This window comes from Kluyvera ascorbata ATCC 33433, assembly GCF_000735365.1.
Lineage (GTDB): Bacteria > Pseudomonadota > Gammaproteobacteria > Enterobacterales > Enterobacteriaceae > Kluyvera > Kluyvera ascorbata.
The window spans coordinates 22,107-47,584 of the sequence record NZ_JMPL01000006.1 but is presented as its reverse complement, the minus strand read 5'-3'; the positions used below and the strand labels follow the sequence as shown (position 1 = coordinate 47,584).

General features: G+C 56.6%; 21 protein-coding genes. 12 read left to right on the top strand and 9 right to left on the bottom strand.

Going from position 1 to position 25,478, the window contains the following annotated elements:
* Window positions 1-25 precede the first annotated feature (25 nt).
* Window positions 26-1,540, bottom strand: a complete 1,515-nt coding sequence (gene dgt / locus GKAS_RS03170) for a dGTPase (protein ID WP_035891954.1) — start codon at window positions 1,538-1,540, stop codon at window positions 26-28.
* Between the two features lie 83 nt (window positions 1,541-1,623).
* On the opposite strand from dgt, the gene mtnN reads away from it, so the two are divergent.
* Genes mtnN through GKAS_RS03155 form a run of 3 tightly spaced genes read left to right on the top strand, consistent with a single transcriptional unit; the run spans window position 1,624 to window position 3,753 of the window.
* Window positions 1,624-2,322, top strand: a complete 699-nt coding sequence (gene mtnN, locus GKAS_RS03165; protein ID WP_035891953.1) for a 5'-methylthioadenosine/S-adenosylhomocysteine nucleosidase — start codon at window positions 1,624-1,626, stop codon at window positions 2,320-2,322.
* Window positions 2,315-3,115 carry a vitamin B12 ABC transporter substrate-binding protein BtuF gene (btuF, locus tag GKAS_RS03160; protein WP_035891952.1) on the top strand — a complete coding sequence of 267 codons (801 nt, stop codon included), beginning with the start codon at window positions 2,315-2,317 and terminating at the stop codon, window positions 3,113-3,115. The genes mtnN and btuF overlap by 8 nt, the downstream gene beginning before the upstream one ends.
* Before the next feature lie 14 nt (window positions 3,116-3,129).
* Entirely contained in the window at window positions 3,130-3,753 is a 624-nt protein-coding gene (locus GKAS_RS03155) for a TRIC cation channel family protein (RefSeq protein ID WP_035891951.1), read from the top strand.
* Window positions 3,754-3,887: 134 nt separating this feature from the next.
* Here the strand turns inward: GKAS_RS03155 and erpA are convergent, their stop codons facing one another.
* Both erpA and clcA read right to left on the bottom strand, forming a co-directional pair.
* Window positions 3,888-4,232: an iron-sulfur cluster insertion protein ErpA gene (gene erpA, locus GKAS_RS03150; RefSeq protein WP_035891950.1), complete on the bottom strand. Its 345-nt coding sequence runs from the start codon at window positions 4,230-4,232 to the stop codon at window positions 3,888-3,890.
* A gap of 82 nt (window positions 4,233-4,314) precedes the next feature.
* Complete coding sequence (gene clcA, locus GKAS_RS03145) at window positions 4,315-5,733, bottom strand: H(+)/Cl(-) exchange transporter ClcA (protein ID WP_035891949.1); 1,419 nt, start codon at window positions 5,731-5,733, stop codon at window positions 4,315-4,317.
* Between the two features lie 181 nt (window positions 5,734-5,914).
* On the opposite strand from clcA, the gene hemL reads away from it, so the two are divergent.
* On the top strand, window positions 5,915-7,195 hold the full coding sequence (hemL, locus tag GKAS_RS03140) for a glutamate-1-semialdehyde 2,1-aminomutase (RefSeq protein ID WP_035891948.1): 1,281 nt from the start codon (window positions 5,915-5,917) through the stop codon (window positions 7,193-7,195).
* Window positions 7,196-7,315: 120 nt separating this feature from the next.
* Here hemL and fhuB read toward each other — a convergent pair whose 3' ends face one another.
* The 6 genes from fhuB to hrpB all read right to left on the bottom strand — a co-directional run bounded on the left by fhuB (window position 7,316) and on the right by hrpB (window position 18,629).
* On the bottom strand, window positions 7,316-9,298 hold the full coding sequence (fhuB, locus tag GKAS_RS03135; protein WP_035891947.1) for a Fe(3+)-hydroxamate ABC transporter permease FhuB: 1,983 nt from the start codon (window positions 9,296-9,298) through the stop codon (window positions 7,316-7,318).
* On the bottom strand, window positions 9,295-10,185 hold the full coding sequence (gene fhuD / locus GKAS_RS03130) for a Fe(3+)-hydroxamate ABC transporter substrate-binding protein FhuD (RefSeq protein WP_035891946.1): 891 nt from the start codon (window positions 10,183-10,185) through the stop codon (window positions 9,295-9,297). Before fhuD ends, fhuB begins: the two co-directional genes overlap by 4 nt.
* Entirely contained in the window at window positions 10,185-10,982 is a 798-nt protein-coding gene (gene fhuC / locus GKAS_RS03125) for a Fe3+-hydroxamate ABC transporter ATP-binding protein FhuC (RefSeq protein WP_035891945.1), read from the bottom strand. The genes fhuD and fhuC overlap by 1 nt, the downstream gene beginning before the upstream one ends.
* A 48-nt stretch (window positions 10,983-11,030) precedes the next feature.
* The gene (gene fhuA, locus GKAS_RS03120; protein WP_035891944.1) at window positions 11,031-13,235 is read right to left on the bottom strand and encodes a ferrichrome porin FhuA; all 2,205 of its coding nucleotides are present in this window, start codon (window positions 13,233-13,235) and stop codon (window positions 11,031-11,033) included.
* A gap of 304 nt (window positions 13,236-13,539) precedes the next feature.
* Complete coding sequence (mrcB, locus tag GKAS_RS03115; RefSeq protein WP_035891943.1) at window positions 13,540-16,077, bottom strand: bifunctional glycosyl transferase/transpeptidase; 2,538 nt, start codon at window positions 16,075-16,077, stop codon at window positions 13,540-13,542.
* Window positions 16,078-16,199: 122 nt separating this feature from the next.
* Entirely contained in the window at window positions 16,200-18,629 is a 2,430-nt protein-coding gene (gene hrpB, locus GKAS_RS03110) for an ATP-dependent helicase HrpB (protein ID WP_035891942.1), read from the bottom strand.
* A gap of 73 nt (window positions 18,630-18,702) precedes the next feature.
* Between hrpB and thpR the strand changes: the two genes are divergently transcribed.
* The 8 genes from thpR (at window position 18,703) to panC (ending at window position 25,358) form a co-directional block, all read left to right on the top strand.
* Window positions 18,703-19,236 carry an RNA 2',3'-cyclic phosphodiesterase gene (thpR, locus tag GKAS_RS03105; protein ID WP_035891941.1) on the top strand — a complete coding sequence of 178 codons (534 nt, stop codon included), beginning with the start codon at window positions 18,703-18,705 and terminating at the stop codon, window positions 19,234-19,236.
* Window positions 19,237-19,248: 12 nt separating this feature from the next.
* Window positions 19,249-19,971, top strand: a complete 723-nt coding sequence (gene sfsA, locus GKAS_RS03100; protein ID WP_035891940.1) for a DNA/RNA nuclease SfsA — start codon at window positions 19,249-19,251, stop codon at window positions 19,969-19,971.
* Window positions 19,972-20,127: 156 nt separating this feature from the next.
* Window positions 20,128-20,583, top strand: coding sequence for an RNA polymerase-binding protein DksA (gene dksA, locus GKAS_RS03095; protein ID WP_035891939.1), 456 nt, complete (start codon window positions 20,128-20,130; stop codon window positions 20,581-20,583).
* A gap of 68 nt (window positions 20,584-20,651) precedes the next feature.
* On the top strand, window positions 20,652-21,542 hold the full coding sequence (gene gluQRS / locus GKAS_RS03090) for a tRNA glutamyl-Q(34) synthetase GluQRS (protein ID WP_035891938.1): 891 nt from the start codon (window positions 20,652-20,654) through the stop codon (window positions 21,540-21,542).
* Between the two features lie 61 nt (window positions 21,543-21,603).
* Entirely contained in the window at window positions 21,604-23,001 is a 1,398-nt protein-coding gene (pcnB, locus tag GKAS_RS03085; RefSeq protein WP_202209294.1) for a polynucleotide adenylyltransferase PcnB, read from the top strand.
* The gene (gene folK / locus GKAS_RS03080) at window positions 22,998-23,477 is read left to right on the top strand and encodes a 2-amino-4-hydroxy-6-hydroxymethyldihydropteridine diphosphokinase (protein WP_035891936.1); all 480 of its coding nucleotides are present in this window, start codon (window positions 22,998-23,000) and stop codon (window positions 23,475-23,477) included. Before pcnB ends, folK begins: the two co-directional genes overlap by 4 nt.
* Before the next feature lie 119 nt (window positions 23,478-23,596).
* Window positions 23,597-24,388 (top strand): 3-methyl-2-oxobutanoate hydroxymethyltransferase, encoded by a 792-nt coding sequence (gene panB, locus GKAS_RS03075; protein WP_035891935.1) that lies wholly within the window; start codon window positions 23,597-23,599, stop codon window positions 24,386-24,388.
* Window positions 24,389-24,509: 121 nt separating this feature from the next.
* Complete coding sequence (gene panC, locus GKAS_RS03070) at window positions 24,510-25,358, top strand: pantoate--beta-alanine ligase (RefSeq protein WP_035891934.1); 849 nt, start codon at window positions 24,510-24,512, stop codon at window positions 25,356-25,358.
* Window positions 25,359-25,478: the final 120 nt, after the last annotated feature.

The following is a 25,478-nucleotide window of genomic DNA, read 5'->3' as shown; positions in this document are numbered from 1 at the left end:
TTGAGCGTCTTTACAAAACTTCTGATTATTCTACCGCCATCAAGCGACGATATTCATCCCATGCGTAGAGATCCGTCATCCCGCTGATATAATCCTGAAGCAGGCGACAACGATAATAATATTCCATTACCGGAAAATCGACGGAATCACGAGAAAGTTTATTTACTGCCTCAACGTAAGCTAAACGATGGCGTGTTGAGAGCTTGCAAAATAGCCGGGATTCGATAGGCAAGTGGCGCACACGTTCTTGTTCTGCAAGCTCACTAAAATCGCTTAAGGATAATTTAAGCAAAGGCGCGTAAATATCCAACAACCCACCAATCACCCGGTAGCCCTGGAGTTCAAGTTGCTCAACCTCTGGATGGCTAAACACATGTTTTCTTGCAACATTCTTATATAGCTTCAGCAATTGGCTGTAGCTACTGTCATCTTCCAGCAGCGCATGGTTAAAATCACCCTGATAAATCTTCGGAAGATTTTCAATAAACCGCTGTGCCGCGTAAGGCACCAGTTTATTTAATGTATTCACCCGCAAATACATAAAGAACTGATCTTCTGTGCTACGGCTTAATGAGTTTGAACGGGATTTATCCCACGCATTTTCGACGACCTGAGCAAACAACGAGCCTTTGTTATGCTCCGGCCAGGCGTCATATAAATGCTGATACAACAGCTCGACGCTGAAGACGCGTTTTTCCACCGCATCTTCGAGGTCAGCCACACAATAAGAAATATCATCCGCTGCTTCCATAATCCAGGTTAATGGGAAGCGATTGTAAGGTGCTAAATCCAGTTCTTTACGTAAACGTTCAATATAGGGCTCTTCCGCCAGGTAGTAACCGGGCTTTTTCATTAAATAGCTGTGCGTCGCCGGGGTCTCTGTCGCCCACCAGGCCGGGCGCGTATATTTTAAGATGCACCCCACCTGCGCCCAGGTCAGGTTCATGCGCATCAGGGTATGTACCAGGCGGATCCCCTGCGCGTTCCCTTCAAAATGGCACAGGTCCTGACGCACTTTGCTGCGCAGCGTATTGAGCGTCTCTTCGCCCTCTCTCAACCGCAGGTCGGCAACTTCACAGCGATCATGGCTTAATGGCTGACTCAGCGCATCTTTCGGGGCCAGACGCTGGCTAAACCAGTCGTTGATTGCCGCTTCACCAAAATGACCAAACGGCGGGTTGCCGATATCGTGCATCAGGCAGGCCATCTCTACGATACTTTCAAACGGCCCGGTCAAGTCATCCAGCCCGTAAACTTCCAGCAGCTTTTTCTCTTTTAAGCGGCTCAGTATCTCTTTGGCGATGTAACGCCCCACCTGCTGGACTTCCATCGAGTGCGTGAGGCGGGTACGGACAGCCGCGTTACGCTCCAGCGGAAACACCTGCGTTTTCTGCTGCAAGCGACGTATCGCCGGTGAGTTGATAATGCGCCCGCGATCGCTTTCAAAAATGCGCAGAATCTCATGTTCGGAGCTGACACCCTGCGGTGAACGATAGCGCCGACGCCAGTTAATTTTATTGCGAAAATCAATCTTAGTCATAGCCTCTCCGTCGCAAGCAATGCGCTTCCCCTGAACCGCATGATAGACTATGCCTTTAAACATGGCACATCGCGAGTAAATCTATGAAAATCGGCATTATTGGCGCAATGGAAGAAGAAGTTACGCTGCTGCGTGACAAAATCGAAAATCGTCAGACTATCACCATCGGCGGTAGCGAAATCTACACGGGTCAGCTGAACGGCGTAGATGTCGCGTTACTGAAGTCCGGCATTGGTAAAGTTGCCGCCGCAATGGGTGCTGCGCTGCTGCTGGAGCGCTGCCAGCCAGACGTGATTATCAACACCGGCTCTGCGGGCGGCCTTGCGCCAACGCTGAAAGTGGGCGATATCGTGGTTTCTGACGAAGCGCGCTACCACGATGCCGACGTTACCGCATTCGGCTACGAAATTGGCCAGATGGCAGGTTGCCCTGCGGCGTTTAAAGCCGACGACAAACTGATTGCCGCCGCTGAAGCGTGCATCAAATCCCTCGACCTGAACGCCGTGCGCGGCCTGATCGTCAGCGGTGATGCCTTCATCAACGGCTCCGTCGCGCTGGCGAAAATCCGTCACAACTTCCCGCAGGCCATTGCCGTAGAGATGGAAGCCACGGCTATTGCCCACGTTTGCCACAACTTTGGCGTGCCGTTCGTAGTCGTTCGCGCGATTTCCGACGTTGCCGATCAGCAGTCTCACCTGAGCTTCGAAGAGTTCCTGGCCGTTGCCGCGAAGCAGTCGACCCTGATGGTCGAAACGCTGGTACAGAAACTGGCGCGTGGCTAAGCGGCTGATAACAGGGCTACTTGCCCTGCTGCTTAGCACCCCGGCGTGGCTTTTCGCCGCGCCGCGGGTTATCACCCTATCCCCTGCGAATACCGAACTGGCCTTTGCCGCCGGGATCACGCCCGTTGGCGTCAGCGCCTGGTCTGACTACCCCGCCGCCGCAAAAGAGATAGAACAGGTCGCCTCCTGGCAAGGGATTAACCTTGAACGTATAGTCGCGCTGCACCCGGACGTCGTATTAGCGTGGAAAGAAGGCAACGCCGAACGCCAGGTCAACCAACTGCGTTCGCTGGGTATTACCGTCCTGTGGGTTGATACGCACAGTATTGAAGAAATTGCCGCGACGCTTCGCCAACTGGCGAAATGGAGTCCACACCCGGAGAAAGCCGAGCAGGCGGCCACCGCGCTGCTGAGCGACTACGCACAGCTAAAGGCGCAGTACGCCAGTAAGCCGAAAAAACGGGTCTTTATGCAGTTTGGCTTTAACCCTATTTTCACCAGCAACAAAAGCGCCATTCAGAACCAGGTGCTGGAAATCTGCGGCGGTCAAAACATCTTTGCCGACAGCCGGGTAGCCTGGCCTCAGGTAAGTCGCGAACAGGTGCTGATGCGTAAGCCGCAGGTGATTGTCGCGGCCGGCGATGTAGGTCAGATTCCGAAAATCCAGCAGTACTGGGCAAGCCAGCTCACAATCCCGATTATTCCCCTCAATAGTGACTGGTTTGAACGCGCGAGCCCACGTATTATCCTCGCCGCAAAACAACTCTGTACTGCGCTGTCGCAGGTTAATTAATCGGGTAATTGGTCATGCTTGTCTATTGGCTGGATATTGTAGGCACCATCGTTTTCGCGGTCTCCGGCGTACTGCTGGCGGGAAAGCTACGGATGGACCCTTTTGGCGTATTGGTACTGGGAGTCGTTACCGCCGTCGGTGGTGGGACCATTCGCGATATGGCGCTGGCCAACGGCCCGGTATTCTGGGTGAAAGACCCCACGGACCTGGTGGTGGCGATGGTGACCAGTATGCTCACGATTGTTCTGGTGCGTCAGCCGCGCCGCCTGCCCAAATGGGTGCTGCCGGTGCTCGATGCCGTGGGGCTCGCCGTGTTTGTTGGTATCGGCGTGAACAAAGCGTTTCTCGCCCACTCTGGGCCGCTTGTCGCCGTCTGCATGGGCGTGGTCACCGGCGTGGGTGGCGGGATAATCCGCGACGTACTGGCACGTGAAGTGCCGATGATTCTACGAACAGAAATCTATGCCACCGCCTGTATTATCGGCGGGATTGTGCACGCCACCGCCTATTACACTTTCCAGGTACCGCTGGAAAACGCCAGCATGATGGGAATGGTGGTGACGCTGGCCATTCGCCTGGCGGCCATTCGCTGGCATCTGAAGCTGCCGACCTTTGCTCTGGACGATAACTGGCGTTAAACCTGTGTAGCCCGGCCAAGCACAGCGCCGATGGGGATGCCCCGGAGTCGACGCTAGCGCACCTCGTCCGGGCTACAAGAAATACAAAAAAAGCCCACCATTCGGTGGGCTTTTCATTTATCTGGTCAGCAAGCTTAGATGCTGAAGGAAGAACCGCAGCCGCAGGTGCTGGTTGCATTTGGGTTGGTTACGATAAAGCGAGAACCTTCCAGACCTTCGGTGTAATCCACCGAACCGCCTACCAGATACTGCAGGCTCATCGGGTCGACCACCAGGCCTACGCCCTGTTTCTCGATGGTCATGTCGCCTTCGTTGATCTGGTCATCAAAGGTAAAGCCATACTGGAAGCCGCTGCAACCGCCGCCCGTGATGTACACACGCAGCTTCAGGTTTGGATTCTCTTCATCCGCAATCAGGACTTTTACTTTTTTGGCTGCGGCGTCGGTAAACTCCAGCGGCAGCACTACGTCATCACTCATTTTTTGCTCCCATTAATACAGCGGGTCTGGGCAAATAATAACCCGACTCTTTTGGCCATTATCTAATACCCTAGTAAATCGTTCAAGTATTCTCCGGGGCCGACTGCCTGGCTTTCGCCTCTTGCTCGGCCTCCTGCTTCGCCAGGGTGCGCGCCAGAATCGTGGCGTAGAGCGGTTGTCCGCCGAGGAACTGCGCTAATAGCGTGGCACCGAGCCCGGTAATAATCATTGGCAAAATGAGCTGATAATTGTCGGTCATCTCCAGCACCAGCACAATCCCGGTGAGCGGCGCACGCACAGAAGCCGCCAACAGCGCGCCCATTCCGGCGATAGCAAAGGTCCCCGCATCCAGATTGTAGGCAGGAAAGAGATGCATCGCCGCCACACCAAAGGCCGTGCCCAGCAAGGTGCCCAGCGCCAGCATCGGCGCGAAAATACCGCCCGGCGCACCGGAAGAGAAGCACAAGAGCGTGGTGATAACACGAGCCACAAACAGAAACAGCAGCGTTCCGACGGTAAAGTTGCCCGCCGCCGCAATCGGAATCAGGTTAAAACCACCGCCCGCCGCCGCCGACTGAAACAGCCCCAGCACACCACAGCCACCGCCAATCAGACCACCAATCAACACCCATTTTTTCGTATTGCCGCCATGAATACGGAAAAACATATCCTGTGTTTTCAGCACCAGGGTATTAAACAGCGGGCCAACACAGCCAAAAATCACACCCAATACCAGATAAAGCCACAGCGTGTTAACCGGCGCATTGCTCAGTTTGCCGACTTCAATCACCGGCGTTTCGCCGTTGAAGATACGGAACACGATGCTCGACATAATAACGCCGGTAAACACCGCTTTAATGGAGATAAGGCTGTAGCGGAACTGCGGGCGCATCTCTTCAATAATAAAGAGGATCCCCGCAAGCGGCGCGTTAAACGCCGCCGACAGCCCCGCTGCCGCGCCGGTTGCCAGTAAGGTGTGGCGCGATTCTTCGCCGCGCTGGCGGAAGATATCGCCTACCATGCGCCCGATATTCCCACCAATCTGGACCGTTGGACCTTCGCGTCCAAGCACCATGCCCGAGCCGAGCGTCCCCAAGCCGCCAAAGAATTTCACCGGCAGCACGCGCCACCAGCGAACCGGGCGCAGGTCTTCCAGCGCGCCTTCAATTTCCGGAATGCCCGAGCCGCCCGCTTCCGGCGCAAAACGTCGCATCAGCCAGTAGCCGAACATGGCTAACAGCGCCGACAGGATAAACGCCAGCGGCCAGACCAGATACCAGTGGTCGGCAACCTGCACCAACGTACCGATACGCACGTTCAGCACCCAGTTCACCGCATGTTCAAATGCCACGCCAACCACCCCAACAAGCGTGCCGACTACGGCGGACATCAGCAGCACCATCAGCGGTGTTTTATCGCGGTTCAGTAATTTACGCACCACATCGCGGCGACGTTTATGCACTATTCGCTGTGCCTCTAAAGGGGGTATTTCTGCTTTCATACCGTCATCACTAATTGGTAATACAAATAGGAAGGGAGGGCATTTTACCCAAGCCTGTGCGCTACGTCGCGAAAAAATTACGCTACGAGTGCTTTGTTGCAATCAGGCAAAAATTTCATAACTTCTGTGGAATAATTTAGAATAGCGGACAAAACATTTTTCACGAACCAGGATCCTGGCAATGAGCAAATCTGAAAACCTCTATAGCGCAGCGCGTGAACTTATCCCTGGCGGGGTCAACTCACCGGTACGTGCTTTCACCGGTGTCGGCGGTACGCCGCTGTTTATCGAGCGTGCGGACGGTGCCTATCTGTACGACGTGGATGGCAAAGCCTATATCGATTATGTCGGTTCCTGGGGGCCGATGGTGCTGGGTCATAACCACCCTGCCATCCGCAATGCGGTGATTGAAGCGGCAGAGCGCGGCCTGAGCTTCGGCGCACCAACCGAAATGGAAGTGACCATGGCGAAGCTGGTGACCGAACTGGTGCCAACCATGGACATGGTGCGTATGGTGAACTCCGGTACCGAAGCCACCATGAGCGCCATCCGTCTGGCGCGCGGTTTCACCGGCCGTGACAAAATCATCAAATTCGAAGGCTGCTACCACGGCCACGCCGACTGCCTGCTGGTGAAAGCGGGTTCCGGCGCGCTGACCCTCGGCCAGCCAAATTCACCGGGCGTACCGGCGGACTTCGCTAAGCACACCCTCACCTGTACTTATAACGATCTGGCTTCCGTACGCGCCGCGTTCGAGCAGTTCCCACAGGAGATTGCCTGCATCATCGTTGAACCGGTTGCCGGTAACATGAACTGCATTCCACCGCAGGCTGATTTCCTGCCGGGCCTGCGCGCGCTGTGCGACGAGTTTGGCGCGCTGCTGATTATCGATGAAGTGATGACCGGCTTTCGCGTGGCGCTGGCAGGGGCACAGTCCTACTACGACGTGGTGCCGGATCTGACCTGCCTTGGCAAAATCATCGGCGGCGGTATGCCGGTGGGCGCTTTCGGTGGCCGTCGCGACGTGATGGACGCGCTGGCACCAACGGGCCCGGTGTACCAGGCAGGTACGCTTTCCGGTAACCCAATCGCGATGGCAGCGGGCTTTGCTTGCCTGACCGAAGTGGCACAGCCGGGCGTACACGAAACGCTGACCGATCTGACCAACCAACTGGCACAAGGACTGCTGGATGCCGCGCAAGAGACCGGCATTCCACTGGTGGTGAACAACGTGGGCGGGATGTTCGGGATCTTCTTTACCGAGGGTAAAGAAGTCACCTGCTATCAGGACGTGCTGAAGTGCGACGTTGAGCGCTTTAAGCGTTTCTTCCACCTGATGCTGGATGAAGGCGTGTACCTGGCACCGTCGGCGTTTGAAGCGGGCTTTATGTCCATCGCCCACAGCGAAGAAGACATCAATAACACCATTGACGCGGCGCGTCGGGTGTTTGCGAAGCTGTAAGTCTGACCTATCCCGGCGGCGCTGCGCTTGGCCGGGCTACAACAGCAGGCAATAAAAAATGGCCATGCAGATAAGCATGGCCATTTTGTAGCCCGGCCGAGCACAGCGACGCCGGGAAACCTACCGGCTCTGCTTTCTCAGCAGATAGATAAAGTACGGCGCACCGATAAAGGTCGACAGCAGCCCTGCTGGCACCTGATACGGGAACATCAGCATGCGTCCACACCAGTCGGCAAACACCAGCATCAGTCCCCCGATCAGCGCGGAAATCACAATATGCGGCATCGTACGACGGAAGCCCATCATGCGCGCAATATGCGGCGCCATCAGCCCAACAAAGCTTAGCGGCCCGATGGTCAGCGTGGCCGCCGCCGTCAGGCACGCTGCCAGCAGCAGCAGGCCGATACGTGCCGGAGAGAGCGCCATCCCGATAGACCGCGCCGTCTCACCGCCCAGCGGCAGAATGGTTAACCAGCGACGGCACAGCGGCACCAGCAGCAGTAAAATCACCATCGCGATAGCCGACTGCACCACCTGCTCACCGGTCGCGTTATAGGTTGAACCGGAGATCCACGTCAGGATCTGCGCCATGCGCGGGTCACCGCTCGCTTGCAGCATCATCAGCAGCATAGTAAATGCGGTACTGAGCGCCATCCCCGCCAGCAGCATGCGATGCGGCGAAAATCCACCGCGCCCGGCGGCAATCAAGATAATCAGCAGCGTCACCGCCGCCCCCAGACTCCCCGCGGGTAGCAGCCAACCAAACGCGTTGCCCGGCACCACAAACAACATCAAGACCACGCCGAACGCCGCACCGGAGCTTATCCCCAGCACTTCCGGGCTCGCCATCGGGTTACCCGTTAAGCGCTGAATAATGCAGCCCGCCACCGCCAGCATCACACCCGCAATCAATGCCGACGCAATGCGCGGCCAGCGCCACTGCGCCAGCTCGTCAAGCAGCGTAGCGCTCGCCCAGTGCCAACTGTGCGCATCGCGCCCCAGCGACAGGGCAACGAACATCGCCGCCAGCAGAATCACCAAACCGCCCAGCGCAAACCACTGCACGTTCTGACGTTCATTTGCCACGCTATCGCTGGCGTTCATTGACGGTGCGCTCATGCTACGCAGTCGAGGTAACAGCCAAAGCAACAGCGGTGCGCCAATCAGCGCGGTCACGGAGCCGGTAGAGACTTCCATCCACACGCGGGTGAGCCAGAGAATAAGCTGGTCAGAAAGCCACAGAATCAGCGCACCAATCAGCGGTGCCAGCATCAGTCGGGATAGCAAACGTCGTGCGCCGAGCATCTTCGCCAGCAGCGGCGCAAACAGGCCGATAAAGCCAATAATCCCCACCGCATTGACGAGGAACGCACTGATAACGATAGCCAGCGTCAGCGCGCCCAGACGTGCCAGCGACAGCGCCAGCCCCAGGTTGCGCGCCACGCCGTCATCCAGGCCCATCAACGTTAACGGGCGCAGCAGCAGCAGCGTCAGCATCACGCCGCCCAACAGCTGTGGCCACAGACGCTGTACCACGCTCCAGTCGGTTTGCGTCAGCGTCCCGGTGCTCCACAGGAACATGCTTTGCAGCTGGTCGTGATGGAAAATCACCATCAGCTGGTTGATTGCGCCGCAGTACAGGCTCACCACCAGCCCGGCCAGAATCAGCGTCACCGGCGAGAGACGTTTACCCCACGCCACACCAAACACCAGCGCGCCCACGATACAGGCACCCGCCAGGGCGGCAAACTGCGAAGTCAGCACGCCCGGTATCGCCCACAGCGTGGTTATCGTCATCCCCAGTTGGGCACCGGTTGCCACGCCAAGCGTCGTTGGCTCAGCCAGCGGGTTACGCAGCACCTGCTGGAACAGAACGCCCACCAGCCCCAGACCCGCCCCCACCAACAGAGAGATGGCCAGACGAGGCAATAGGCTGTAGTGGAACAGCATCTGGTCAATGGCGTTGATATCCGGCTGACGCATTGCCTGGAACCAAAGCGCGTTGGGCAGTGCCAGGTTGAAGTTAAACCAGGTCAGCGCCAGCGCGAGGATAAATAGCGCCAGCAGCAACACAGAGGCAAAAGGAGAGCGGGTCGTTTTCACGCTTGACCTCCTAATGCATTATCGAGGATGCGAGCGAAGTTCATCGCCGACAGCGTCGCACCATAGAACCACACCGCCGGGACGTTCTGCACGCGGTTGGCGCGCACAAACGGCATCGCCTGCCATAACGGCGTGGCGGCCAGGCGGCGCATATCAGCCTCATTGCCATGATCAAAGCAGAGAACGTCCACGTCTTTGTACGCCGCCAGCCTGTCGATACCGACCACCGTACTGCCCCAAAAATTAGTTTCACCCTGCCAGGCGTTTTTCACACCCAGACGGTCGAGAATCTCCTGGAATAGGCAGTTCGGGCCAAACACCAGCATATGGCGAGAATCGAGCAGCGACATCATCAGCAGAGGGCGTTCGCCGCGCTGTGCAAAACGTGGCTTCAGGCTATCGATATAGGCATCAAACTTCGCCAGATGACGATGGGCCACATCCTGCTTGTTGAGCAGGTCTGCCATTTCCAGCAGCGAGCGGCGCGCCTGCTCCAGCGGCTGTTTGCCATCGCTGAAGGCAAAGCTTCGGCCCGGTGCAATTCGCGCGAGGATCTTCGGTGAAGGACCATAACCTGCAGACCAGACCAGCATAGAGGGCTTCATCTGGGTCAGCAGTTCAAGATTAGGTTCGGTACGCAGCCCGACGTCAATCACCGAGTCCGGCAGCACCGGCTCGTTGACCCACATGCGGTAGTTGGGGATATCCGCCACGCCGTAGGGCGTTACGCCCAGCGCCAGCATCAGCTCGACGGGCAGCCACTCCAGCGCCACGATACGTTCGGCATTCACCGGCGCAGCCTGCGCTTTTTGCATCTGCCAGAGCAGCGGCGAGAGCGCCATCGCCGCCAGAAAACGGCGACGGTTTATCAAATTCGAATCAGTCATCAATAGACAAAACTTACCGGTGCAGCACCGGCTGGATGCGGCAGAATGCCCATTGGAATGCCGTAAATCTGCTCCAGCGTGTCGCTGCGCATCAGTTCATCAGGCGTTCCCTGAGCAATCATTTCACCGCCGCGAAGCGCCACCAGATAATCGCAGTAGCGCGCCGCCATATTAATATCGTGCAGGACAGCAACGACCGTCAGACCGCGCTGCTGGCTCAGGCGATGCACCAGCGCTAGCACATCAACTTGATGAGCAATATCCAGCGCCGAAGTTGGTTCATCGAGCAACAGACAGCGACTGTCTTGCGCCACCAGCATGGCTATCCACGCACGCTGACGTTCGCCGCCGGAGAGGCTGTCCACCAGGCGATGCGCCAGCGGTTTTAGGCCAACCAGCGAAATCGCTTCTTCCACCTTCTCTCTGTCAGCCACGCCAAAACGTCCCAGCGCGCCGTGCCACGGGTAGCGACCAATTGCCACCAGTTCACGTACGGTCATCCCTTCTGCGGGCGGCAGCTGCTGCGGTAAATAAGCGACCTTACGGGCAAACGCTTTGCTGTTCCAGCTCGCCAGCGGCTGACCGTCGAGCAGAATCTCCCCTTCCGACGGCGGCTGATGGCGGCCAAGCATTTTCAGCAGCGTGGATTTGCCCGAGCCGTTATGACCGATAAGACCGGTCACTTTGCCCGCAGGAAAAGTTAAGGAAAGAGGATGAAGAAGCGTACGGCCTGGAACGCGAAAAACGACCTGTTCCAGAGAAAAGGTCGTATCAGAATGAGTTGTGTTGTCCTGCATAACCGTCAACATGTTAAAGGGCGCGGAAAATCCGCGCCCTGGAGGTGGTTAGAAACGGAACGTTGCGGTAGCAACAACCTGACGCTCTGCGCCCCAGTAGCATGCATATTCGCTATAGCAGCTGGAGACGTATTCGCGGTTGAACAGGTTATTGACGTTAACGGCAACAGACGAACCCGGCAGGCCGAAGCGGCCCAGATCGTATTTCACCATTGCATCGGCTACGGTATAACCGGCCACGTTAAACGCTTCATTTTTCTGCGCAGTCACGTTTTTGTAGTAGCTCACGGTTGAACCGGTATACCGCACACCCGCACCGAAGGTCAGGCCACTCAACGCCGTATCGTAGAAGGTGTAGTCAGTCCACAGAGATGCCTGATTACGTGGTACTTCTGCCGGACGCTGACCATTGAAGGTTGTATCTTCAGTGTATTCGGCATCGGTATAGCTATAGGCAGCCGTCACATTAATATTTTCGTTAACCGCTGCTTTCGCTTCTAATTCAATACCACGAGAGCGAATTTCCCCAGTCTGAACGCTATACCAGCCTGTAGTATCGTTCGGATCGGAGGTCAGGTTCTTATTCTTGGTTAACTGATATACCGCTGCGGTCAACACGACTGGCATATCTTTAGGTACGTACTTCACGCCAGCTTCATACTGCTTACCACGAGAAGGATCGAATGGCTTACCTTCTTTGGTCGAGCCAGAAGTCGGTTCGAAAGATTCGCTATAGCTGAAATACGGGGAAATACCATTATCAAACAGGTAGTTCAAACCACCACGCCAAGTGAACTGCTGGTCGTGATTCTGCGCCAGAGAGCTGCTGGAGCGGGTCAGGGTTGAAGCCATCGCATAGTCATAACGACCGCCCAACGTCAGCACCCATTTATTCCACTCCATCTGATCCTGCGCATACAGACCAGTCTGCTCCATACGGTTAAGTACGGCATAGTGAGACGTAATCTTGACGTCAGGATTGCCATACTGCGGATTACTCATATCCAGGGCACTGGCATCGCCATACAGCGCATCGACATCGTTACGCATGCGAGAATAGTCAACGCCAGTCAGCAGCGTATGATCAACATCGCCCGTGGCGAAGTTGGACTGCAACTGCGTATCAACAGTGAAGGCATTGAGGTTCTCGTCAGAGCGCACATACTTGCGCTGGATCTGGCCAGGATTGATATAGCCATAACCATATACCGAACGGTAGAGAGTTTTCACTTGATCGTAGCGCAGGTTCTGGCGCACGGTGAAGGTATCGTTGAACTCGTGAGAGAAGCTGTAGCCCACCATCTGCTGGCGGCGCTGCATTTTGTTATCTTTCTCGCCTTCATTGAAGTCGGTCGGCAGCTTGTGGGAATTGCCGTTCGCGTCAACGTAAGGAACAACTGTACCTTCACGCGGCAGCCAGCCGTAGTAACCCGCATCCGGATCGCTCTGGAAGTTACTCAGGAAAGTGAAATCTGTCTTATCATCCGGGCGCCAGCTGAAAGACGGTGCAATGGCGTAACGACTCGATTTCGCCATATCCTGCTGCGCATCCTGGCTGCGGCCTAAACCGGTCAGACGGTAAGACCATACGCCTGCATCATCGATAGCATCACTAAAGTCAAAACCGGTCTGCCAGAGATTATCAGTGCCCATCTTGAACTGAATTTCGCGCAGCGGTTCGGTGGTCGGGCGCTTGCTGACCATGCTCACGATACCGCCTGGGTTGCTGTTGCCATACAGCACAGAGGTTGGCCCGCGCATCACTTCAACGCGTTCCAGGAAATACGGGTCCATCGAAATTTCAGAGTAGTTATTGCCCTGAAGCTTCATACCATCCAGATACTGGTTGGTGTTAACCGTCGTCGGCGAGGTAAAACCACGAATGGAAACCACATCATAAGTTGATGAGCTGCCGCGGGTGGAGAAAACGCTTGGCGTATAGGCCATCGCATCTTTAACCGTCGCTGGCTGACGGATATCCATCTCTTGACGGGTAATCACCGAAACAGACTGTGGAGTCTTCTCAATCGGCGTATCCGTTTTGGTTGCTGTCGCAGAGTGTTTTGCCGCAATCGTTGCCGCCGGACCCCAGGCACTTTCCTGAGCAGCCGGAGCTGCGGTAACGGTGATGGTTTCTTCTTTTGGTTTTTCTGCAGCCTGTGCATAAACAGACATGCCGCTAACCGCCGTGGCTACTACAACCGCGAGTTTACGCAGCGAGTGGGTTGGCTGAGCAGTTTTAAAACGCGCCATTGGTATATCTCTGATGAAGTGAATGATAACGTAAACGAGAATTATTATTATAACGATGGGAATAATAGGTCATGCATTGCACGCATAGCAAGCGATATAAGTCCCTACCAGAATTAAGGGGTTAAGAATTAAACAGATGAAATAATGGCGTTAAGAAAAAGAAAAAACTTAGGGATAAAAAAGCCCCTGCGCAAGGCTGGGGCTTAGTACTGATACGGTGATGCTGTGATTGGCACCGAGCTATCCCGGAGTCGGCGTAAACGCCTCGTCCGGGCTACAGCTGGGTATAATGCCGGGTGCAACTTTAGTTGCCGCCGAACATATCCTTAATCCAGCCCGCTACGCCGTCGCTGTCTTTCTTCTCCTGCGCTGGCGGCTGCTGTTGCTGCTGCTGCGGTTGTGAAGAAGACGAGTCAAACGGGTTCGCTGACTGCTGCTGCTCGATAGCCTGCTGGCTCTGCTGACAGAGCGAATCCGGATCGGTTGTCCAGACCGGCAGCATACGCGTGCCCCCGCCGCCGCAGACGAAGTTACCGCCGTCGTCCACGCCCATGTTCACCACATCTTCCGGCGGCGTCAGATCCAGCGCGATAGGCGACTGGGTTTCCAGATAACGCTGGTAGATGGACATCGCACCGCTGGCACCGTACAGCTTGGTTGGCTGGTTATTATCGCGGCCTACCCAGGTGATCACCACTTCACGACCGTCAATCCCGGCAAACCAGGTATCGACGTTGTTGTTGGTGGTCCCGGTTTTCCCTGCCAGATGCAGGTTCGGGTATTTCGCACCCAGCTGACGACCAGTACCGCGCTGCACAACCTGCTGCATGGTCCACAGCGTCAGATAAGCCGCCTGCGCCGGAACGGCACGTTCAGCCTGCGGGTAGCTCTGGTACAGCACGGTACCGTCTTCCGCAATCACCGAACGCAGCGCCGATAATGGCGCACGGTTACCGCCGCTGGCGATGGTCTGGAACGCCTGCGCCACTTCAATCGGCGTCAGGTTCAGCGCCCCCAGCAGCATCGCCGGAACGGCGTTAAGCTGATCTTTCGGCGCGCCCAGTTTCAGCCAGGTATCGGTGACCGCTGGCAGACCCAGCGCCATACCGAGGTTAACGGTTGGCACGTTCATGGAACGCGTCAGCGCATCCACCAGCATCACCTGACCGCTATAGCGACGGTCATCGTTCTGCGGTGACCATACTTGACCATTCGGCTGTCGCAGCGCAATTGGCGCATCGGCAATCCAGGTGTTCAGACGATACTGGTTCGGCTGGCTTAACGCCGTTAGATAGGTCGCTGGCTTAGCCAGAGAACCAATCGAACGACGCGCCTGCATCGCACGGTTGTAGCCCGCAAACTGCGGTTCAGCACCGCCAACCATCGCCCGCACTTCACCGCTGAAGCGGTCGACCACAACCATTGCGGTTTCAAGGTCGCTGAGTTTGCGCTGTTTCTTCAGCACCGGAATGCCGTCGGTTGCCGCTTTTTCTGCCGCATCCTGCGCCACAGAGTCGAAGGTGGTAAAGATCTTCACGCCGGAGAGATCTTTCACTTTATCGCCCAGCTTAGCCTGCAATTCCTGACGCACCATTTGCATAAACGCTGGCTGCGGTGAAATCACCCCGCCGCGTGGCTGTACGCCCAGCGGACGCGCACTCAGCATGTCGTAAAGCTCTTGATCGATGACCTTCTGCTGTTGCAGCAGGCGCAGGACCAGGTTACGACGCTCCAGCGCCAGTTTCGGGTTACGCCACGGGTTGTAAACCGATGCCCCTTTCACCATGCCCACCAGCAGCGCCTGCTGGTCAAGGCTCAGCTCTTCCACCGGACGACCAAAGTAGTACAGGCTCGCCAGCGGGAAGCCGCGGATTTCATTGTCGCCGCTCTGACCGAGGTACACCTCGTTCATATACAGCTCAAGAATGCGGTCTTTGCTGTAGCGGGCGTCCATGATCAGCGCCATGTAGGCTTCGTTCGCCTTACGCCAGTAGGAACGCTCGCTGGAGAGGAACAGGTTCTTCACCAGTTGCTGGGTCAGCGTACTTGCCCCCTGCACCGTTCTACCGGCGGTCAGGTTCGCCAGCACTGCGCGTCCCATTGAGTAGAAGCTAATACCGTCATGCTCGTAGAAGTGACGGTCTTCGGTCGCGATAAGCGTATCGATCAGCAGATCCGGGAAGCCACTGCGCGGCACAAACAGACGCTGCTCGCCGTTTGGCGAGGACATCATGGTGATAAGGCGCGGATCGAGGCGGAAGAAACCGAACTGGCGGTTGCTGTCCAGGTTCTCGATGGTTTCCAGGTGATCGCCAGAGAAGGTCAGACGCGCGCGCACCTGCCCTTCTTTACTATCCGGGAAATCGAACGGGCGACGGATCATCTCAATGCTGTTCGCCTGCACGGTGAATTCACCGGGCCGCGTCATCGCCGTGACCTGGCGATACTGGGTCGCCGTCAGCAGCTGCACCATCTCTTTTTTGCTGATCGGCATATCCGGCTCAAGGCTCACCATGCGGCCATAAACCGCCGCCGGAAGCTGCCAGACTTTACCGTCAATGCGGCTGCGGATTTTTTGATCCAGATAGACGCCATAAATGGCCATCAGCACGGCAAAAACGATGCCCAGCTTTACCAGGAACCAGAACCAGCGGTGTTTGCCGCGCGGTTTCTTGCCCTTTCCGCCGCCTTTACGCGAGCGAGGCTTTTCATCGTCATAGCCATCATCATCATAATCGTCGTCATACTCATCATCTCTGAGCTGTCGACGGCTTACCTTTTGCTTTGCCGGACGTGCAGGCTTGCCTTTACGTCCAATCGGCTCGCGGTCATTCCCCGCCATGCTTTCTCTCCGCAACATTCAGGCATAAAGGCCTGATTCTCAATTCTTCTGTCACGAGACAGAAGAAGATATCTCTCAATTTTATGCAACACGTTCCCTCTCCCACAGGGAGAGGGAGAAAATCACGAATACTTTTTCGTCCGCCGCGTTGGCGCGGTGTTTGCCGGATCGTCCGGCCAGACGTGCTTCGGATAGCGCCCCTTCATCTCTTTTTGCACTTCCCGGTACGCGCCCTGCCAGAACGCGCTTAAATCACGCGTAATTTGCAGCGGGCGCTGCGCCGGTGAGAGCAGTTCCAGCACCAGCGCAACCCGCCCTTCGGCAATCGTCGGCGTGCTGGCCTCACCAAACATCTCCTGCATACGCACCGCCAAAGCCGGAGGATTTTCATCATCATAGCGAATGGCAATCCGGCTTCCTGTAGGCACAGTGTAATGAGTTGGCAGCAAACTCACCAGACGTTGTCGTAATGACCAGGGCAACCACTCGAGCAGCGCCTGGTGAATATCCAGCGATTTCAATCCGCGCAACGAGTGAACGCCGCTCATATGCGGCAGCAGCCAGCTTTCCAGCGCTGCCAAAAGCGACGCGTCATCTACCGCTGGCCAGGCATCTTCCGGCAGCCAGCGCGCGGCGCACTGTAGACGCAAGCGTAGCTGTTCCGCTTCGTTCGTCCAGTTGAGCACGCTTAATCCTTTCTCGCGAATACCGGTGAGCATCGCCCGATGCAGTTCCTCTTCCGACGGTTTCGCCAGCGGACGCACGCTTAGCGTTAGCTGGCCAATCTGGCTTCGGCGCAGCGCTTTCAGCGTGCCCTGGGTATCATCCCATTCAATGGTGTCAGATTGTTGAATCAGCTGCGGGCAGCGCGCCACCAGCGCATCAATATCCAGCGCGCAGGCTTGCAAGATTCGCGCATCTGGCGAGGCATTGCCCTGTAACAGCAGCGGCGCAATCAGCCACTCGTGGCGATTCAACGCATCGTCGGCGTCTAGCATCGCCCCCATGCCGTTGGCAAGCTGGTAGCGCCCTTCCTGCCCGCGTCGGCGGGCGATACGATCGGGGAAACCCTGTGCCAGCAGCGCGGGAATCGCGTCGCTGTCCGGCTGCCCGGCCCGGCGATTCAGGCGCTTACAGAGCTGTTGGCTACGCTGCTGCCACGCCCCCTGCGAACGGGTAAAAGCCTGCATGAGATCGCCGCTGCCGCCGCGTGGGGGCTCTTCCAGAATGGCCGTCAACCGTGCCGCCGTAGCGACTTCATCGTCGCTATCTGCCGCCACCAGCATCGCCGCAAGGCGTGGATCGTTCCCCAGCGCCGCCATTTTCTGCCCTTTCGCCGTTAAGCGCTCGTCGGCCAGCGCCCCAAGCTGCGTTAACAGACGACGCGCCGCAGCCAGGTTCACCGCAGGAGGCGTATCCAGCCAGCTCAGCTGCGACGGGTCGTTACAACCCCATTGCAAAAGTTCGAGCAGCAGCGAGGAGAGATCGCTTTGCAAAATTTCCGCTTCGCTCTGCGCCGTCGCACGCTCGGCCTGATCTTTTGCCAGCAGATGCACGCACACGCCGGGCTCCAGACGCCCCGCACGCCCGGCGCGCTGGGTCATTGAGGCCTGACTGACGCGCTGGGTTATCAGGCGCGTCAGTCCGCTGCGCACATCAAAGCGCGCTACGCGCTCCTGGGCGCTATCCACCACTAAGCGGATACCTTCGATGGTCAAGCTGGTTTCAGCAATATTGGTCGCCAGCACTACCTTCCGCTTGCCCTGCGGCGCGGGAAGTATCGCCCGGCGCTGCTCGCTGAGCGGCAGTGCGCCGTATAGAGGACAGAGCAGGACGTCATCGGCCACGCGCTCAGCCAGATGGTTCTGCACCCGCTGAATTTCACCCACGCCGGGTAAAAAGAGCAGCAGCGAACCGCTTTCATTGCGCAGCAGTTCTGCCGTGGCGATAGCCACCGCCTCATCAAAGCGCTGGTGCGCGGGCAGCGACTGATAGCGACGATCCACCGCAAACGCACGACCTTCGGAAATTACCACAGGCGCATCCGGGAGCAGGCGTTGAAGCTTGTCGTTATCGAGGGTGGCCGACATGATCAGCAGCTTGAGATCATCGCGAAGCCCCTGCTGAACATCCAGCAGCAGCGCCAGCGCGAGGTCGGCCTGTAGGCTGCGTTCGTGAAATTCATCGAGGATCACCAGCCCCACGCCCGACAGCTCGGGATCGTGCTGGATCATACGCGTCAGGATCCCTTCGGTCACGACCTCTAACTGGGTAGCTGGCCCCACGCAGGTTTCCGCACGCATACGGTAGCCGACCGTTTCCCCTGGCTTCTCACCCAGCAGCTCAGCCAGGCGCTGCGCGACGTTGCGGGCCGCCAGACGCCGCGGCTCCAGCAGCAAAATGCGCCCGTTGATGCCGCCGTCGCGTAAAATTTGTAGCGGCAGCCAGGTGGATTTACCCGCACCCGTTGGCGCGTTCAGCAGCACCTGGGGCGATTGCTGTAAGGCATGAAGGAGTTGAGGAAGGATGCTTGCGACCGGCAACAGGGACACGAATGGCTCCAGAGGGTTAACATTAAACGGCGGACATTGTAGCATCGCCTCAATTCATAACCGAGTCCCCACCATGTCAGAGTCAAAAAGGCTGTTTTTCGCCGTTGAGATCCCAAAGCCTATCCAGAAGCAGCTGGTGCAGTGGCGTGCCGATAATTTCCCTGCCGATGCCGGGATACCCGTCGTCGCGGCTAATCTGCACATCACGCTGGCGTTTCTGGGGGACGTGAGCGAGGAAAAGCAGCGTGCGCTGGCCGCCATGGCAGGACGTATCCGTCAGCCGGGTTTTACGCTGAATCTGGATGATGCCGGACAGTGGCTGCGCTCCCGCGTCGTATGGCTTGGTACGCGTCAGCCGCCGCGCGGGCTGCTACAGCTCGCCAATATGCTTCGCGCTCAGGCCGCCCGCAGCGGCTGTTATCAAAGCCCGCAGCCGTTTCACCCGCACCTGACGCTGCTGCGCAACGCCGCACAGGCGGTGCCTATCCCCGCACCCGGCTTTCTCTGGACGTTTCCGGTGACCGAATTTGTGCTCTACGAATCACGCTTTGTCCGGGGACGCACAAAATACACGCCATTACAGCGCTGGACGCTCAACGAATCATAATAAGGAAAACGTATGAAGTTTACGCCACCGCTCAAGCACGCCACGCTGATTCAACGCTACAAACGCTTCCTCGCCGATGTCGTCACGCCGGAAGGTGAAACCTTCACGCTGCACTGCCCAAATACCGGCGCGATGACCGGTTGCGCCACGCCAGGCGATACCGTTTGGTACTCCACTTCAGAAAATACCAAACGGAAATATCCACATACGTGGGAATTAACTCAAACACAAAAAGGGGCGTTCATCTGCGTCAATACGCTACGGGCAAATACGCTGGCAAAAGAGGCCATTCAGGCCAATAGTATCCCCGAGCTGACCGGCTACAACATCCTGAAAAGCGAAGTGAAATACGGCGAAGAAAACAGCAGAATCGACATCATGTTACAGGCAGATGATCGTCCCAACTGCTATATTGAAGTGAAGTCAGTCACACTTGCGGAAAATGAATTTGGCTACTTTCCGGATGCGGTGACCGTGCGCGGACAGAAGCATTTACGCGAGCTGATGGGCGTAGTCGCTAGCGGCGAACGCGCTGTTTTACTGTTTACTATCTTGCACTCAGCCATTGAATATTTCTCTCCTGCACACCATATTGATGCTAAATATGCACAACTGCTTATTGAAGCACAAAAACAGGGGGTGGAGATTTTGGCTTATAAAGCGGAACTTTCTGCCGATAATATGACTCTGATATCGCCGTTACCCATTGCGTTATCACCGGGGGTATCTGCATAGAAAGTGTTCGGGCTGCGGCGCAAATACGCTTTTCCTCACAGCATTGTCAAGTGTTACGTTTAGATAATTGCCATGTGGAAAAGCATCTGTTATTTATAGCGGCCTGATTTTTCCCCCGAACACGGGGATCGATAGTGCGTGTTAAGGAGAAACAACATGCAAGAAGGGCAAAACCGTAAAACATCGTCCCTGAGTATTCTGTCCATCGCAGGGGTGGAGCCGTACCAGGTGAAACCGGGCGAAGAGTATATGAACGAAGCCCAACTGGCGCACTTCCGACGTATTCTTGAAGCATGGCGTAATCAACTTAGGGATGAAGTCGATCGCACCGTTACTCACATGCAGGACGAAGCTGCAAACTTCCCGGACCCGGTAGACCGTGCCGCGCAGGAAGAAGAGTTCAGCCTCGAACTGCGTAACCGCGATCGTGAACGTAAGCTGATCAAAAAGATCGAGAAGACGTTGAAGAAAGTCGAAGATGAAGATTTCGGCTACTGCGAATCATGTGGTGTTGAAATTGGTATTCGTCGTCTGGAAGCACGTCCGACGGCTGACCTGTGCATTGACTGCAAAACGCTGGCAGAAATCCGCGAAAAGCAGATGGCAGGTTAAGAGAACGCTAACTCTCTATCTTCAAGGCGGGAATCTCTCCCGCCTTGTTGTTTTTTATTGCAATAATCATGTCGATACAACCTTATATAGGGCGATTTGCCCCTTCCCCTTCCGGTGAACTGCATTTTGGTTCGCTCATTGCTGCACTGGGAAGCTATCTACAAGCTCGTGCCCAGCAGGGTATCTGGCGAGTTCGCATCGAAGATATCGATCCTCCTCGTGAAGTTCCCGGTGCTGCAACCACCATTTTGCATCAGCTGGAACATTACGGCCTCCACTGGGACGGCGACGTCCTCTGGCAATCGCAGCGGCACGATGCCTATCGTGAAGCCCTCGCATGGTTGAAAAGCCAGAACCTGTGCTACTACTGCACCTGTACGCGCGCTCGTATTCAAAGCATAGGCGGCACCTATGACGGACACTGCCGTGACCTTAACCACGGCCCCGAAAACGCGGCCCTGCGTCTGCGTCAAACGCACCCGGTGACCGAATTCGCCGACCTGCTGCGCGGCACTATCAAGGCCGATGAACGTCTCGCTCGCGAAGATTTCATTATTCATCGACGTGATGGTTTGTTTGCCTATAATCTCGCGGTGGTGGTCGATGACCAGTTTCAGGGGGTCACAGAAATTGTGCGTGGTGCGGATTTAATTGAACCCACCGTACGGCAGATTTCGCTCTACCAGCAGTTTGGCTGGCAGGCACCTGACTATATTCATCTGCCGCTGGCATTGAATGAAGATGGTGCTAAACTTTCTAAGCAAAATCATGCACCTGCCCTACCAACCGGCGATCCACGCCCCGTACTTATCGAGGCGCTACGCTTTTTAGGCCAGGATATTCCGGCGCAATGGCAGGATTTCAGCACGGCGGAAATATTGCAAAATGCGGTCGCCAGTTGGTCGCTTGCACAGGTGCCCGAGACGGCGAAGATCAATCCGCCATTCTCAAATGCGTAATGCTGAGCTATGATTAGCCGCTATTTTTTTGTCCTGGATACTGATATTACCGAGGTGCACCATTTTTACCCGAGTCGCTAATTTTTGCCGCAAGGTGCTAAGCCGTGAGGAAAGCGAGGCTGAAAACGCCGTCGCTAAACCTGCTATGACCGTTATTCCGCGCGAGCAGCACGCTATTTCCCGCAAAGATATCAGCGAGAATGCCCTCAAGGTTCTTTATCGTCTGAACAAAGCTGGCTACGAGGCTTACCTCGTCGGCGGCGGCGTTCGCGACCTGCTGCTGGGCAAAAAGCCAAAAGATTTCGACGTGACCACCAGCGCCACGCCTGACCAGGTCCGCAAGTTGTTCCGCAACTGCCGTCTGGTTGGTCGCCGCTTCCGTCTGGCGCACGTCATGTTCGGCCCTGAAATTATCGAAGTCGCCACCTTCCGTGGTCACCACGAAGACGGCCAGTCCGATCGCACCACCTCACAGCGTGGGCAAAACGGCATGCTGCTGCGCGACAACATCTTCGGTTCCATCGAAGAAGACGCCCAGCGCCGCGACTTCACCATCAACAGCCTTTACTACAGCGTGGCGGACTTCACCGTTCGTGACTACGTTGGCGGTATGCAGGATCTGATCGACGGCGTGATTCGTCTGATTGGCGACCCGGAAACCCGCTACCGTGAAGACCCAGTGCGCATGCTGCGTGCCGTACGCTTCGCCGCGAAGCTGGATATGCGTATCAGCCCGGAAACCGCTGAGCCTATTCCGCGTCTGGCAACCTTAATGAACGACGTGCCGCCAGCGCGCCTGTTCGAAGAAGCACTCAAGCTGCTGCAGGCAGGCTACGGTTTCGAAACCTACAAGCTGCTGCGCGAATACAATCTGTTCCAGCCGCTGTTCCCGACCATCACCCGTTACTTCACTGAAGACGGTGATAGCCCGATGGAACGCATCATCTCTCAGGTGTTGAAGAACACTGATACCCGTATTCGCAACGATATGCGCGTTAATCCGGCATTCCTGTTCGCCGCGATGTTCTGGTATCCGCTGCTGGAGATGGCGCAGAAAATCGCGCAGGAGAGCGGGCTGGCCTATTACGATGCCTTTGCGTTGGCGATGAACGAAGTGCTGGATGAAGCCTGCCGCTCGCTGGCGATTCCAAAACGTATTACCACGCTGGTACGTGATATCTGGCAGCTGCAGCTGCGGATGTCCCGTCGTCAGGGTAAACGCGCCTGGAAGCTGATGGAGCATCCAAAATTCCGTGCGGCATACGATCTGCTGGCCCTGCGTGCCGAAGCCGAGCACAACGGCGAACTGCAGCGTCTGACCCAATGGTGGGGCGAGTTCCAGGTGGTTGCGCCGCCGGCTCAGAAAGATATGCTCAACGAGCTGGGCGATGAACCGGATACCCGTCGTCGTCACCGCCGACCGCGCAAACGCGCACCGCGTCGTGAAGGCTCCTCGTGACCCTCGCATACATTGCGCTCGGCAGTAATTTAGCCTCTCCTCTGGAGCAGGTTAATGCTGCCGTGCAGGCGATCGGTAATATTCCCGACAGCCGTATCGTGGCGGTCTCCTCGTATTACCGCACGCCACCGTTAGGCCCACAGGATCAACCCGATTATCTGAACGCCGCCGTGGCGCTGGAAACTACGCTCGCCGCCGACGAGCTGCTCAGCCATACCCAGCGTATCGAACTGCAGCAGGGGCGCCAGCGCAAAGCCGAACGTTGGGGTCCGCGTACCCTCGATTTAGACATCATGCTATTTGGTCAGGAAATTATTCATACCGATAATCTGACCGTCCCGCACTACGACATGCACAACCGCGGCTTTATGCTGTGGCCGCTGTTCGAAATTGCCCCTGAGCTTATCTTCCCTGATGGCATCAGCCTGCGTCAGCGCCTTGATGCAGTGGCGGAAAACTGCCCTGCGCGCTGGTAGCGTGCCCTACCTTTTTTAGCGATCCCTGCTCTACCTGATATCGTTTGCCTAAAGTCATTGCCCCCCTGATTTCGGCTGTTAGAATGCCGGGTAATACGATCTTACCATCAGGGATTATTATGAAACCTACCACCATCGCTTTATTGCAGAAATGCAAACAAGAGAAAAAACGCTTTGCGACCATCACGGCATACGACTACAGCTTTGCCAAACTGTTCGCAGACGAAGGCATCAACGTGATGCTGGTTGGCGACTCTCTTGGCATGACCGTTCAGGGCCATGATTCCACCCTGCCTGTGACCGTTGAAGACATCGCCTACCACACTCGCGCCGTGCGCCGTGGGGCGCCGAACTGTCTGCTGCTGTCCGACCTGCCTTTTATGGCTTACGCCACGCCGGAACAAACCTTCGAAAATGCCGCCACGGTGATGCGCGCCGGGGCCAATATGATCAAAATTGAAGGCGGCGCGTGGCTTGCCGACACCGTCAAAATGCTGGCCGAGCGTGCGGTACCGGTCTGTGGCCATCTGGGATTAACCCCGCAGTCGGTTAACGTGTTCGGCGGCTATAAAATTCAGGGCCGCGGTGACGCAGGCCAGGTGCTGTTGGATGACGCGCTGGCGCTGGAAGCCGCGGGTATTCAACTGCTGGTACTGGAGTGCGTACCGGTTGAGCTGGCAAAACGCGTCACCGAGGCGCTGTCGATTCCGGTTATCGGCATCGGCGCGGGCAATGTCACCGACGGACAGATCCTCGTGATGCACGATGCGTTCGGCATCACCGGCGGCCATATTCCTAAATTCGCCAAAAACTTCCTCACCGAAGCGGGCGACATGCGCGCCGCGGTACGGCAGTATATTGCCGAAGTAGAGTCCGGTGTTTATCCGGGTGAAGAACACAGTTTCCATTAATTTATCGGCCTGCTCGCCATTACGCCGCATGGCGGCGCTTCGCGCCCGATCCGGCCTATAACGGCACGCGTAGGCCTGATAAGCGAAGCGCCATCAGGCATCGTATTTAAGGAGTCTTGTTGTGTTAATTATTGAAACCCTGCCGCTGCTGCGCCAGCATATTCGCCGTTTGCGTCAGGAAGGTAAACGCGTTGCGCTGGTTCCCACTATGGGCAACCTGCACGACGGTCATATGACGCTGGTTGAAGAAGCCAAAACCCGTGCAGACGTGGTGGTGGTCAGCATCTTCGTTAACCCGATGCAGTTCGACCGTGTTGAAGACCTGGCACGCTATCCGCGTACGCTGCAGGAAGACTGCGAGAAGCTGAACAAACGTAAAGTCGACTTCGTCTTTGCTCCGGCGGAAAAAGAGATTTATCCGCAGGGCCTGGAAGGCCAGACCTTCGTTGATGTACCAGGCCTCTCCACCATGCTGGAAGGGGCAAGCCGCCCAGGCCACTTCCGTGGTGTATCAACCATCGTCAGCAAGCTGTTCAACCTGATTCAGCCGGATATCGCCTGCTTCGGTGAGAAAGACTTCCAGCAGCTGGCGCTGATCCGCAAGATGGTGGCCGATCTTGGCTACGATATTGAGATCGTCGGCGTCCCGATTATCCGCGCCAAAGACGGTCTGGCACTTAGTTCCCGTAACGGATACCTCACCGCAGACCAGCGTAAAATCGCGCCAGGTCTGTACAAGGTGATGAGCCGCATGGCAGAAAAACTGAAAGCCGGTGAGCGTGATCAGGGCGAGATGATTGCGATCGCCGAGCAGGAACTGAACGAGAAAGGCTTCCGCGCCGATGATATTCAGATTCGCGATGCCGATACCCTGCTTGACCTGACCGACAGCAGCAAACGTGCGGTGATCCTGATGGCGGCGTGGCTGGGCCAGGCGCGTCTGATTGATAACCAGAGCGTAGAACTGTAATTTTCGTGCCCTTCCCGGTGGCGCTTCGCTTGGCCGGGCTACAATCGGGCAACCCGGGCGAGGCGCATTAGCGCTGACTCCGGGGCGTCATTCTGCAATGACGATACCGTTTGCAGCAGG

Bases quoted from the DNA above. Each gene is read 5' to 3' on its own strand.
- dgt (WP_035891954.1), bottom strand. From the start codon at position 1,540: ATGACTAAGATTGATTTTCGCAATAAAATTAACTGGCGTCGGCGCTAT.
- mtnN (WP_035891953.1), top strand. From the start codon at position 1,624: ATGAAAATCGGCATTATTGGCGCAATGGAAGAAGAAGTTACGCTGCTG.
- GKAS_RS03155 (WP_035891951.1), top strand. From the start codon at position 3,130: ATGCTTGTCTATTGGCTGGATATTGTAGGCACCATCGTTTTCGCGGTC.
- erpA (WP_035891950.1), bottom strand. From the start codon at position 4,232: ATGAGTGATGACGTAGTGCTGCCGCTGGAGTTTACCGACGCCGCAGCC.
- clcA (WP_035891949.1), bottom strand. From the start codon at position 5,733: ATGAAAGCAGAAATACCCCCTTTAGAGGCACAGCGAATAGTGCATAAA.
- hemL (WP_035891948.1), top strand. From the start codon at position 5,915: ATGAGCAAATCTGAAAACCTCTATAGCGCAGCGCGTGAACTTATCCCT.
- fhuD (WP_035891946.1), bottom strand. From the start codon at position 10,185: ATGACTGATTCGAATTTGATAAACCGTCGCCGTTTTCTGGCGGCGATG.
- fhuC (WP_035891945.1), bottom strand. From the start codon at position 10,982: ATGCAGGACAACACAACTCATTCTGATACGACCTTTTCTCTGGAACAG.
- fhuA (WP_035891944.1), bottom strand. From the start codon at position 13,235: ATGGCGCGTTTTAAAACTGCTCAGCCAACCCACTCGCTGCGTAAACTC.
- mrcB (WP_035891943.1), bottom strand. From the start codon at position 16,077: ATGGCGGGGAATGACCGCGAGCCGATTGGACGTAAAGGCAAGCCTGCA.
- thpR (WP_035891941.1), top strand. From the start codon at position 18,703: ATGTCAGAGTCAAAAAGGCTGTTTTTCGCCGTTGAGATCCCAAAGCCT.
- sfsA (WP_035891940.1), top strand. From the start codon at position 19,249: ATGAAGTTTACGCCACCGCTCAAGCACGCCACGCTGATTCAACGCTAC.
- dksA (WP_035891939.1), top strand. From the start codon at position 20,128: ATGCAAGAAGGGCAAAACCGTAAAACATCGTCCCTGAGTATTCTGTCC.
- gluQRS (WP_035891938.1), top strand. From the start codon at position 20,652: ATGTCGATACAACCTTATATAGGGCGATTTGCCCCTTCCCCTTCCGGT.
- panB (WP_035891935.1), top strand. From the start codon at position 23,597: ATGAAACCTACCACCATCGCTTTATTGCAGAAATGCAAACAAGAGAAA.